This window comes from Roseivirga sp. AWQ4_251 (genome assembly GCF_056158225.1).
Window position 1 is genome coordinate 2,172,760 of sequence record NZ_JBSWSW010000001.1, and the last position, 11,763, is coordinate 2,184,522.

13 protein-coding genes are annotated in these 11,763 nt (G+C 40.0%); 3 read left to right on the plus strand and 10 right to left on the minus strand.

What is annotated here, in order from left to right; all coding sequences use genetic code 11:
- Nucleotides 1–42 precede the first annotated feature (42 nt).
- Complete coding sequence (locus ACXACJ_RS09530; protein WP_475134135.1) at nt 43–1,410, minus strand: MATE family efflux transporter; 1,368 nt, start codon at nt 1,408–1,410, stop codon at nt 43–45.
- A 111-nt stretch (nt 1,411–1,521) separates the two neighbouring features.
- Between ACXACJ_RS09530 and ACXACJ_RS09535 the strand changes: the two genes are divergently transcribed.
- Complete coding sequence (locus ACXACJ_RS09535) at nt 1,522–1,884, plus strand: nuclear transport factor 2 family protein (RefSeq protein ID WP_475134136.1); 363 nt, start codon at nt 1,522–1,524, stop codon at nt 1,882–1,884.
- A gap of 145 nt (nt 1,885–2,029) precedes the next feature.
- Nucleotides 2,030–2,620 (plus strand): hypothetical protein, encoded by a 591-nt coding sequence (locus ACXACJ_RS09540; RefSeq protein WP_475134137.1) that lies wholly within the window; start codon nt 2,030–2,032, stop codon nt 2,618–2,620.
- Nucleotides 2,621–2,698: 78 nt separating this feature from the next.
- Here the strand turns inward: ACXACJ_RS09540 and ACXACJ_RS09545 are convergent, their stop codons facing one another.
- The 5 genes from ACXACJ_RS09545 to ACXACJ_RS09565 form a co-directional block, all read right to left on the minus strand.
- Nucleotides 2,699–3,322, minus strand: a complete 624-nt coding sequence (locus tag ACXACJ_RS09545; RefSeq protein ID WP_475134138.1) for a hypothetical protein — start codon at nt 3,320–3,322, stop codon at nt 2,699–2,701.
- A 333-nt stretch (nt 3,323–3,655) separates the two neighbouring features.
- On the minus strand, nt 3,656–5,857 hold the full coding sequence (locus ACXACJ_RS09550; protein WP_475134139.1) for a molybdopterin cofactor-binding domain-containing protein: 2,202 nt from the start codon (nt 5,855–5,857) through the stop codon (nt 3,656–3,658).
- 12 nt (nt 5,858–5,869) lie between these two features.
- Nucleotides 5,870–6,325: a (2Fe-2S)-binding protein gene (locus ACXACJ_RS09555; protein WP_475134140.1), complete on the minus strand. Its 456-nt coding sequence runs from the start codon at nt 6,323–6,325 to the stop codon at nt 5,870–5,872.
- Nucleotides 6,326–6,501: 176 nt separating this feature from the next.
- Complete coding sequence (locus ACXACJ_RS09560; protein WP_475135079.1) at nt 6,502–6,666, minus strand: helix-turn-helix domain-containing protein; 165 nt, start codon at nt 6,664–6,666, stop codon at nt 6,502–6,504.
- Nucleotides 6,667–7,506 carry an AraC family transcriptional regulator gene (locus ACXACJ_RS09565; protein WP_475134141.1) on the minus strand — a complete coding sequence of 280 codons (840 nt, stop codon included), beginning with the start codon at nt 7,504–7,506 and terminating at the stop codon, nt 6,667–6,669.
- A gap of 245 nt (nt 7,507–7,751) precedes the next feature.
- Here ACXACJ_RS09565 and ACXACJ_RS09570 point away from each other — a divergent pair, with 245 nt between their 5' ends.
- Nucleotides 7,752–8,348 carry a hypothetical protein gene (locus ACXACJ_RS09570; RefSeq protein WP_475134142.1) on the plus strand — a complete coding sequence of 199 codons (597 nt, stop codon included), beginning with the start codon at nt 7,752–7,754 and terminating at the stop codon, nt 8,346–8,348.
- Between the two features lie 90 nt (nt 8,349–8,438).
- On the opposite strand, the gene ACXACJ_RS09575 is transcribed toward ACXACJ_RS09570, so the two are convergent.
- From ACXACJ_RS09575 to tilS, 4 genes are all read right to left on the minus strand, one after another.
- Nucleotides 8,439–8,699: a hypothetical protein gene (locus ACXACJ_RS09575; RefSeq protein WP_475134143.1), complete on the minus strand. Its 261-nt coding sequence runs from the start codon at nt 8,697–8,699 to the stop codon at nt 8,439–8,441.
- A 196-nt stretch (nt 8,700–8,895) separates the two neighbouring features.
- Nucleotides 8,896–9,816, minus strand: coding sequence for a malate dehydrogenase (gene mdh, locus ACXACJ_RS09580; protein ID WP_475134144.1), 921 nt, complete (start codon nt 9,814–9,816; stop codon nt 8,896–8,898).
- Nucleotides 9,817–9,879: 63 nt separating this feature from the next.
- Nucleotides 9,880–10,428 (minus strand): cyclic nucleotide-binding domain-containing protein, encoded by a 549-nt coding sequence (locus ACXACJ_RS09585; protein WP_475134145.1) that lies wholly within the window; start codon nt 10,426–10,428, stop codon nt 9,880–9,882.
- Complete coding sequence (gene tilS, locus ACXACJ_RS09590; RefSeq protein WP_475134146.1) at nt 10,421–11,740, minus strand: tRNA lysidine(34) synthetase TilS; 1,320 nt, start codon at nt 11,738–11,740, stop codon at nt 10,421–10,423. Before tilS ends, ACXACJ_RS09585 begins: the two co-directional genes overlap by 8 nt.
- Between the last annotated feature and the right edge of the window lie 23 nt (nt 11,741–11,763).

Here is an 11,763-nt window from a genome sequence, read left to right on the forward strand (position 1 = left end):
AAATACACAAGCTCAACATTTCTACTTTCAACGGCATAGATCTTACTTTCTATTCAGGATAACTTTCGCACTAAAAAAGTCCTTCTTTTTAAGAAGAATGAAGGTGAATATGATAATGAAGGCCAGAATTTCACTTAACGAACGAGAAAGCCAGACACCATCTATTCCGAAGTAATTGGGCAAAACCAACAAGCCGAGAACTACCAAAACGAGGCCTTTCAAAAGGTTCAGTAAAATGGTAAGAGCAGATTTCCCAATGCTTTGCAAATAAGCTCCGAGAACATAATTCGCTCCAGCGGCAAGGAAAAGAAGGAAGAACAAATTCATAGATCGGACTGCCATAACTTCAAAGGCTAGGGATTCCTCTCCTGAGAATATACTGATTAGAAACTCCGGAAACAGAAAACCAATTGCACAAACTAAAAGCCCAAGAGAAAGGCTATAAACAAGACCAAACTTCATGGTTTTCAACACTCGTTTGGGTTGTTTCGCTCCAATATTGAAAGACATGATGGGCAAAACAGAGACCATTGCTGCGGTAAAAAGTCTAAGGAAAATAAAGCTCAAGTAGTTAACAATTCCGAAAGCGGAAACAGCCAATGGCCCAAACCCAACCAATTCACGATTGATCAACAGCAAACCTATAGAGAAAGAAATTTCAGAAACCAGTGACGGTAGTCCGTGATACAAAAGCTCCTTCCACACCTTTAGTTTCAGTGAAAACTTAAACGCTTTCAAACTTAAATGGCCCTTCCCTTGAATAAAGTAAACAGCCAAATAAACTGTAGAAGCAAAAACAGAAATTCCTGTTGCAATTGATGCGCCAGCCGTACCCCATTTAAAAACCATCACAAAAAGTACATCTAAAACAATATTCAACACCACTGCCAGTAAGGAAGCATTTCTCGAAATCTTAGGTGCGCCATCATGACTTACTGCATTTCCCCAAACCATCCTGAGTAAGAAGAAAGGAATCCACAAAAAGCCCCAAAACGCATAGTCATAAGCATTACCCCGCAATACAGGATCTTCAGAACCTACTTGAAATTGAATGATTGAAGTCGTGAAAAACGGAGCTATCAAGGCTACAATAATTCCGAAGAGTACCGCGAGAGTTGTGGTAAACTGAAAGACGTTTTGTGCTTGCTCCTTCTGCTGAGCACCTAAGTTTTTACCGATAAGAATACCTCCACCAATTACCAAAGTGAGCGTAAAAGCGATGAAGATTGTAATAATTGGAGAAAACAAACCAACCGCAGCAGTGCCAGTTTTCCCAACATATTCGGCCAAAATCAATCCATCAACTATTTGGTGAATAGTGATAGCTAGCATGCTAGTAAGAGCAGGAAAATAGTATTTAAAGAACAGCGAAACCACTGGTTCCTTATCAAGCAGAACATCCTTTTTCATAGCATCAAAATTCGGGAGGGTCGCGAAGGTAAAGTATTTATGTTTAAGCACATAGCTTTTTGAAAACGAAGCCCTATTTTCACCCTAAGTGCTTCATTAAAACCAGATAAAATGAACTTAAAAGAGATCGCAAAATCATTTCTGACTATGGCCAGTAGTGGTGATGTTCAAAATGCCTATGAAGAATTTGTGTCCAACAGTTTCATTCACCACAATCAATACTTTGAAGGAGATAGACAGTCATTGCTCGATGCTATGGCCGATGCCAGCAAGACTTCTCCCAATTTGTCTTTCGAGATAAAACACATGTATCAGGAAGATCAAACTGTGATATCCCATGCTCATGTAGTAAAGGAAAATATGGAAATTGCGGTAGTCCACATCTTTCGATTTGAAGAAGAAAAAATAATTGAACTCTGGGACTTAGGTCAGGTGATCGACAAGAATTCTCCCAACAAAAACGGTCTGTTTTGATTGTTCGATTTTCAGAAAAGCCCTCAAATTCTTCAATTTTGAACATCACAATATTTCAATAAATTCACTAAAAATAATTAAATCAACACGTGATTGAAAATCTGTAAATCTGCATACATTCGTGCCATTTTAACTGATTTTCAACATGATAAAACGTTATGGCTTTGCTTCGGTATTAGCCTTTATTTTAACAATTATGGTTGGTCACATTTCATTTGGCCAAGAAGCTTCACAAAAACTACAGGCCAAATTTCTGATTGAAGGGGGAATCGAATTTGGCGGAGATGAAATCGTCACCGTATTCTTTCAAAATGGAGAAGACCAAACAATGAGAGCTGGCCAAGGTGGTTATTTAATGGTCGGTGGCCAATTTCAATTTTCAGATGTAGAGAAATTCATGTTGCGCGCAGGTATTGGGTACAAATACACAACCACCGCAGCAAATGATGCCAACATTAAATTCACTAGAATCCCCATAAATCTTACAGCTTTCTATGTGCCGATGAAGGATTTAAGATTTGGGCTGGGACTCGCATCTCACCAAGCGGTAAAATTCGATGGAGATGGCTTTATCAGTGATGTAAAATTTAAGAGTGCTTTAGGGCCTCGCCTTGAAATTGGCTATAGTTGGTTCGCTGTTACCTATACTTTGATGGATTATAAAACACCGAACGGAGCCAAAGTTTCGGCCAATGCTATAGGACTCAATTTCTCTTTTGTTTTGCCTAGCCACTAACTTCTAAAAGTGTCTCAAAAGAACTTTACTCAAAATTGAGATGACATTCTTCTTTTGAGACACTCTTTATAATAACTTCTATTGTGGCGGAGCATAAGCCCCTGTTTCAATCCATTTGATCCAAGCGTTCTTCCATTCTTCGTAACTCAAAGGAGGTAATTCGCGATTTCCACCCATATGCCAGCCTTCTTTTACCAACGTATCATTCGCATGTTCAATCAGATCGTCCATGGATTTACGCCCATTTTTACTTCTATCCACTAATTGCAAAGCCAATTCACGAGCTGATTTTCCCTGAAAAACCATTTTCATATCAGCGGGAGGCAAATGCCAGCTTGGATTCCCTGGAGGCATATGTTCACCGGGAACACCTTCATCGAAATGGCAACTCTTACATTGCATGGCATAAAGCCCCTTTCCGTCTACTCCCCTTACAGGCAGCATTGAATGGATGTGGCTGTCTTCTCCTTGCAAAGGTGTATCACCAGCGGGATGGCAATTCATGCATCGCGGATGCTTCAGCACTTTGTACACCTTTCCGAAGGCCATTACAGAAGCGATACTATCATTTTGAGACCCCAATGACGCTCGATATTCTTCAATATCAAAGCGGGTTCCTTTCATTATATTGGAAGAAGCGGCAATCACAAATATCAGAACGGAAAGTGTGAAAGCCACTTGTTTTAGCTTTATGTGTTTCATGTTTATTGCGTTGTGTTGATTTGAAAATTCACGCCAACCGACTTTTGCATCCTTTAGCGTTATCATTAAAACCAGAAACTACTCTTCTTGTTAGGCGAAAATTTCGTGAAACACTGAAAATCAATCGGATAAAAAACAAAGAAGGCCAAATAGCCCTCCTTTTTCAGTATCTAATTATAAAATCTCTATTCTGATCAAATTCCTTAATATCAAGGAAGGATAATGAGACACAAAACAATTCTTACAAAATTCAAACTATACACCTTCAGAAAGCAACAATGGCTTACCGAAACCGATAAGCCATTGTGATTTTGAATTCTATTTTGAAAACCGTTATCCTAGCGAAATCTGTTTTTGCTGGGCAAAAGGCTGATCGTAGAAACGGGTTCCTGTGGCTTTATATAATGCACTCGCCAAAGCACCAATTGCTGGAGGCAAACCAGGTTCGCCCAAACCTGTTGGTGAAATGGTGTTCTCAACAAAGAATACTTCGATTTCCTTTGGAGCCTGATTATGGCGGATCAGCTTATAAGTGTCGAAGTTCTTCTGAACAGGCGCACCATTTTCGAAAGTCAACTGACTGTACATCGCACTACCGATACCGTCTACTACTCCACCTTGAATGATGTTCGTTGCACCTTCTTTGTTGATCACGATACCGCAATCCACAGCACACCAAACCTTTTTCACTTTAGGTTGGTTGTTTTCCACCACAATATCCATAACCTGAGCTACATAAGAATTATGGCAGAAATAAGCGGCTACACCACGATATACACCAGGCGTTTCTGTACCCCAATTGGCTTTTTCTTTCACCAATTTGAGAACACCAGCATAACGCGCTGCATCATATTCATACTTACTTCCAACAGGGTTGTTCATGGCCTTTTCAAACAGTTCCAATCTAAATTCGATTGGATCCTTGCCAGCCAATTCTGCAACTTCATCCAAAAAGCTTTGCTCAGCACCAGCCGTAAAATGCGAACGTGGTGCACGCCATGCACCTGTTGAAATATTCGTGCTCGACATTTTTTTCTCAGCCAAATAGTTATCGACTGCTCCAGCAGGGAAACGATTCGGGAAAATCGGACCTTCGGGAAGCCCTACTCCTTTGGCAGAAAAAGCAATCAGGTTATTATCCTTATCCAAACCTGCTTTGTAAACAGAGCGGTAAGTTGGCCGATAAGTGCCCTGAGTCATATCATCTTCTCGGGTATAAATCAATTTGATTGGAGCTTTCATTTTTTGAGAAATGGCCGCAGCTTCAAGTCCAAAATGCACATAAAGCCTTCTACCAAACCCACCTCCAATACGGGTCATATCTACAGAGATGTTATCAGCTGGAATTCCCAATAATTTTACCGCAGAATCTTTCAGCGCTTGTGGTGTTTGCGTTGGACCAACCAACTCTGCTGAATTTTCGGTTACATGCGCAAAGAAGTTCATAGGCTCCAGCGTATTGTGAGCCATAAACGGAGAGGTATAGGTTTTCTCAATCACCTTAGCCGCTTTCGCAAACGCCTTTTCTACATCACCATCTTTACGGCTATCTTGAACTCTTCCGCTTTCAAGGTCTTTGATCAAACGCTGCTCATGCATTTCTGAACTTTCCAGTTCGCTTACCCTTTCCCAATCTACCTTGAGCGCTTTTTTAGCTTGCATCAATCGCCATGTAGAATCGCCTACAATGGCTACAAGGTTTTGGAAAACATTTACATCGGACCATGCTGGATTTGGAATAGTGGTGTCGATAACAAAAGCATCTCGCACACCTGGCATAGCTTTAATTTCGTCCGTATTAAAGCTTTTCACCTTCATACCAAAGGCTGGCGGATGTTCTATCATCGCCAAATGCATACCTTCTTTCTTATAATCGATACCGAAAAGTGGTTTTCCTGTTACGATTTTCGAACCTTCCACATTTTTCTTCCAAGTACCAATCAACTTGTAATCTTTCGGATCTTTCAGGTCGAGTTCTTCAGGAACTTCAATACCTACCGCTTTCGAAGCAATTTGACCATAATCGATTGATCGGCTGCCATTTACTTCTTTGATTACGCCATTGCTAGCTGAAACTTCAGAAACCTTCACGCCCCATTCTTTAGCAGCAGCTTCCATAAGCATTCGCTTACCTGCTGCGCCTGCCATTCTCAAAGGATCCCAAGCCATTAAAATGGACATGCTACCTCCGGCAAATTGAGGGTTTTTAAAGGCATCTTCATCTAATCTACCTTGTTCAACTACTACATTTTCCCAAGGCACATCCAGCTCTTCTGCCACAATCATTGGCATAGAAGTCATCACATTTTGGCCAATTTCAGGATTTGGTGAATAGATGGTCACCATACCCGTATCACCAATTTTGATATAACCGTTGATATCAAACCATTCGTTTGGAATCGCTACGCCTTCTTTGCCTTTTTCCAAAGAAGAACAGCTTGTAAGCCAACTAAAACCGATCAACATTCCTCCCCCAGCAGCAGCCGAGGTTTTCAGAAATGATCTTCTTCCTACTTTCGTTTTTATTAAGGTCATGTTTGGATGGTTTTAAAGTTGAGCGGCTGATTTAATGGCTTCTTTGATTCTTACATAAGTTCCGCAACGGCAAAGATTGCCGGTCATAGCAAACTCAATTTCTTCATCGGAAGGAGCTGGATTTTGCTTGAGCAAGGCTGCGGCACTCATAATTTGGCCCGCTTGGCAATAGCCACATTGTGGTACGTCAACTTCTAACCATGCTTTTTGAACCGGATGATCACCATTTTCAGACAAACCTTCGATCGTAGTAATCGGCTGATCGGCAATGGCTGAAACCGGCAAAGAACAAGACCTAACCGCTACATCATTCAAGTGAACCGTGCAAGCGCCACATTGCGCAATTCCGCATCCGTATTTTGTGCCCACCATATCCAGATGGTCGCGTAGTACCCAAAGCAGCGGTGTGCTGGGGTCGACATCCACCTGCTTCTGCTTTCCATTAATGTTTAAAGTAAAATTGGCCATGAAGTATATTTTATGTTTTCAGATTGCTTATTCAATATCAATTTAAAAATAACGAAGCTTTTTCAATAGAGACTTATGAAAATCAAACAATGGGAAGATTTTAGAAGGGCGGTGAAGCCCTATTGCTCGTTTCTTTAACGCTAACGGAGATCAAAGCAAAATGATTTCTCTATTCCTCAGCCATTTCTAAATTTCAGGGGGCTGAGCTCTTGGTGCTTTTTAAAGAAGTTGTTGAAGTGAGTTACTTCTGTAAACCCTAAGGCAAATGAGATCTCCGAAACAGACCAAGCAGTTTGCTTCAGAAGTACTTTCGCCTCTTGCATAATCCGTTCTGCAATAATCTAAGTCGTGGTTTTTTCCGTGGTTTGTTTTACTGCTCTATTTAAATGATTTACGTGCACATTCAAATGCCCTGCAAATTCGGAAGCTGAACGCATTACTACATATTGGTTAGGCTCATCGATAGGAAACTGCCTTTCCAGTAATTCCATAAACAACATGGAAATTCTTCTGGAAGCATTTATAGGCTGCACATTCAACTGCGCTGAAGGCTGGAGTTTTAGTGCATAATGAACCAACTCGAAAATCTGGTTTCGTACCGCATCATACTTGTATTTATATTCTGACTTAAACTCTGCTTCCATTTTATCGAAAACCAACCGCACTTCGGCAGCCTGTTCTTCTGAAAGTTCGAATATGTGGGTACCGTTGGGCTGATACACTTCGTAATCCTGAAAATGCCCAAACTGATGAAAGAAATCCGCACTGAAAATACAGTAAGTACACTCTTCCATCGGTTCAATATGCTCCCATTTATATGGGATTTTCGGGTTTGAAAACGAAAGCGCATAATCCCTTACTTCCACAACTTTATCGGCATAATGCACACGGCTGTGGCCTTTCATCAGCATCACTTTGTAAAAATCCCGCCTTCTGTAAGGAATGCTTTCAGGCCCGCAAAAGTCAGGTTTAAGCCGAAAAAGGTTAAAATGACCAATATCTTTTCTGATTTCTTCAGGAACCCACTGAAATTTTCTTTTATAAAACTCTTCTAATGATTCTGCACCTTTCATGATTAGAAATTTATCATATTCAAGCAATTCAAACCAACTGTAATGCATTTCATTTTGCTCGGTTAAATTGATTTTTGAAACTGTAAACCAGACTGATGTTCTATTCAAAATCGCCAGTATTCAGATTCGATGAAATGACCTGATTAAAACTTGAAATCAAATATGGCAACCCCAAACGGTACACTCTCTTCATCGCTTTGTAATCATCTCTTTACAAAATCCTGAAAATCAATCACTTTCTTTTAGCAGCTTTCAAAGCAAAAATTACAAAAATCAAACATTCACTATGTTTCAATATAGCTCAAACTCTAAAGCTGTTTTGCAAGTGAATTGGGTTTTAGGCATTTTTGAAGATGCCAAATGGAAACACACTGAAGGAAGGTCTAATCAAAGACGCTTATGAACTGATAATCAAAGAAATGCAAACCGTAATCTCTTTGGCCTATATTCTTACAGTTGGTATCGGAATGCTCTTTAACTATCAGCTGTACGCAGAATTTGGCATAAATATTTTCGATTATTCAGACGTATTTGATTTTTTGCTTGCGCCATTCGCGGATTATAAAATCCTGCTTTTCTCTATCGTTTCAATGTTCTTCTCGTTTTGCCTTGTTAGGCTTGATATTGTTTGGCAGAAAAAATATCCCACTTCCTATTCTCGCTCCACCTTCGGTTGGGACAAAAAAAGCTGGTTTAGCACATTCAGGTATTCTGCCTTTGCCTTTGGATTTATTGTTTATCTATATGTAGCTGCCGATATGTATGGTCAAATTTCCAAAAACCTAATACTAGAATCGAAACCCATTGAAATAACCTATGTGGACAATGAAACAAAAAGCGGTATTCTAATAGGGAAAACTCAGGATGTGATTTTTATGTGGAAAGAAGGAGAAGTGGATGTCATACCCGTTACAGCAACTGTTAAAAAAATCGCGCTGCCCAAAAATTAAAAAAGCTGCTTTAAAGATGAAAGTAAACCATGACAGCGGTTTAATACTTCCAATTGCTCTAAAACAGCTTTTTGCTAAACTAATTTGACTCTATCTTCTGAACATTCGGGTTCTACCCGCGCCAAAACCTTCTAGGAAGTAGCGGCCAGAAGATGTATTGTTCCTCCAAGTTTTGAAGCTTCCAGGAGAAGATAAACTACCTCTTGAAATCCCGGCATTGCGAATAGCCAAGTTATCTACGTCTACATAAGTACCCAGCTTTTCGTCCTTTTTATGATCGTGTTTATGTTGTTCCCAAAGAAGGTCCAACCTTTTTTCTATGCCTTGAATTTGTTTTTCTGATGTATTCATAAATTTTAATTTCTATGTTCTAACTATATAATTAAGGTCACAGAAAGGGCTATTGTTTGCCCAAAACACCAGAATTTGGCCAATCCCTTTATTTTCTATAATCGTTTATTCGAATATTAAAACGAAAAGGCAAGGCATAAAAAAAAGAGACCGCCAAAAGCGATCTCTTCTAAACCTAATTTTCTTTAGAAATGGATTATAGCAATCCGTTGGTTTTTCTAACAGCATCAGCACTGCTAGTCAATTCTGCTTTTTCTTCGTCAGTAAGTTTAATTTCAACGATTTCTTCAATACCCTTAGCGCCAATCAAAGCAGGAACTCCGATACAGATATCGTCTAAACCATATTCGCCTGCTAACAAGCAAGAGCAAGGGAACATTTTCTTAGAATCGTTGGCAATAGCCTGAACCATAGCAGAAACCGCTGCACCTGGAGCATACCAAGCAGAAGTTCCCAATAATTTGGTAAGAGTAGCTCCACCTACTTTAGTTTCTTGCTTCACTTCTTCCATACGCTCAGCGCTGATGAAATCAGAAACCAAAGCACTGTTTCTTGTTGCTAATCTTGTCAAAGGAATCATTCCTGTATCGCTATGACCACCGATTACCATACCATCCACATCAGAAATTGGAGCATCCAAAGCTTCGGCCAAACGATATTTGAAACGAGCAGAGTCTAATGCACCACCCATACCGATAATTCTATTTTTAGGAAGACCAGTAGCCTTGTGAGTTAGGTAAGTCATAGTATCCATTGGGTTAGAAACCACAATGATGATTACCTCAGGAGAATGCTTGATCAAGTTTTCAGCTACTGATTTCACAATACCAGCATTGGTGCTGATCAATTCTTCGCGGGTCATACCTGGTTTACGAGGAATACCAGAAGTAATCACAGCCACATCGCTACCCGCAGTTTTGCTGTAATCGTTCGTAGTTCCAGTAATTTTGGTATCGAAGCTGTTTAATGAAGCCGTTTGCATCAAGTCCATGGCCTTACCTTCAGCAAAACCTTCTTTGATATCGATTAATACTACCTCTGCGGCAAAATCTTTAATGGCTATATATTCAGCACAACTGGCACCTACTGCTCCGGCACCTACAACAGTTACTTTCATGTGATATAGGGTTAGTTACTTTCAAACACGACAAAGATAGTAACCAAGGGATGTAAATGAAACCTAGTCTTCTAAGTTTATACGAGAGGCGGAATTGGCCGAATAAGCCTGCTTTAATTCGAAAAACCCGTAAGATTCTTGATAAGATTTGAACAACTGCAAGGTGTATTCATTATAGCGAATCATTAGGCTTTCCATGATTGAGGCCCTGATTCGGGGGTATGATTCGAAAATATCGATGATGTTACCTTGAGGAAGCACAAAAAGTTCCGCTCCATCGCTAGAAACCAAAGCATTATAAAGGCGGTGAGAATCTTTCAAGAATGCGTTGTCGCCAAAACATTCACGATCGCCAATTTCGAGCAAATCCTCAAACGAACCATTTCTTTCCATGCACAGCTTCACCTTTCCATGGTTAATAATGTAAACCGCTTGGCTAGGATCTTTGCTGAAGAAAACCGCCTCGTTCATTTTGTACTTCCTTTTATAGAGGTAAGGCGTAAAAACAAAAAGCTCGTCATCGGTAAGTCTACTGAAAGGCTCCACCGACCTTAAAAAGTTAATCTGATCCTTTTCGTTTTGGCTGTATGTTTTCTTGAACGGATTATACATGTTCGCTAATGCTAAATATCTGTTGAGTTTTTGAAGTTACCTTAAAGCGGTCGTCTACCCTATGGCCAATCACCCAAACAATGTCTTCTCCAGAAGTCATTACTTTGACCCTTTGTTTTAAGTTTAGAGGAAATTTCTGGTCAATCATAAAATCGCTGAGCTTTTTTTTGCCTTTCATCCCAAGCGGAACAAAAGCATCGCCTTGGCGCCATGACCTGATTTCTAAAGGAAATTTCAACTCGTTGAAATCCAAGGCCGCATGCTTCGGGTTTTTATCAAAAATGCTGTTTCCTTCATGGATTCGAACCGAATAAATTTTATCGTCTAAAGCAAAGCTAGAAACGCCTTCTGAAATACGGATAGGTTTAAATTCTGTTTTCTGATTGGAGAAAATAAAGAGGTAATCCCGATCAATAACAAGCTGATGCGATTCTGAAAGAAATGACTTTCCAGAAAGTCCATCCTTGGCCTCTAGAATCTCCTTGGCCTGCTCAAAATTAAACCCGAAATCTTCGATCAGTTTATGGAGCTGATAAGGCCCAACCTTCTTTTGTTCTAATGCCTCAATGGAAATCTTAAAGTCTTCTGAATCTTTCTCTACTAAGTACTTCAGTTCGGAAACATGCCGCTTAAAAACTTTTTCAACTTCAAGATTTTTCTCTAATGTGTTCTCCAAAGTAGTGAACAAATTAGGATTCAATTCCTTCAACAAAGGGACTACATTATGCCTCAAGAAATTGCGCTTGTAATCGTCCGACAAATTTGAACTGTCTTCCCTAAACTGAATCTGATTCTCTATTTGATAGCCTTCAATTTCTTCTCGTGTAAAGCAAAGCATTGGGCGAATGATGTTTCCATTTTGTGGCAACATTCCTCGTAAACCAGAAATGGACGTTCCCCGAACCAAGTTCAAAAGCACGGTTTCCAAATTATCTTGAGCATGGTGGGCTACGACAAGTTTTTGAAAACCTTCAGTTTTTAAAACTTCTTCAAACCAAGCATATCTTAAAGTTCGAGCCGCCATTTGGGTTGAAACACCATTTTCCTTTGCATAAACTTTGGCCTTTAGTTTTTTGGTGAAGAATGGAATTCCATAACCTAAGCAGGTATTTCTAACCAATTCTTCGTCTCCATCGGACTCTTCAGCCCTGAGACCAAAATTGCAATGAGCCACTGCGATGTCGAAGCCAGCTGAATGGCAAAGGTGCAAAAGCACCATGGAATCGGTGCCACCACTGACTGCCAAAAGCAGCTTTTCATGCCCCTTGATCAAGGCATGCTTTTTGATAAATTCCAAAAACCGATTCAACATGGATCAAAATTAGCATAAATCAA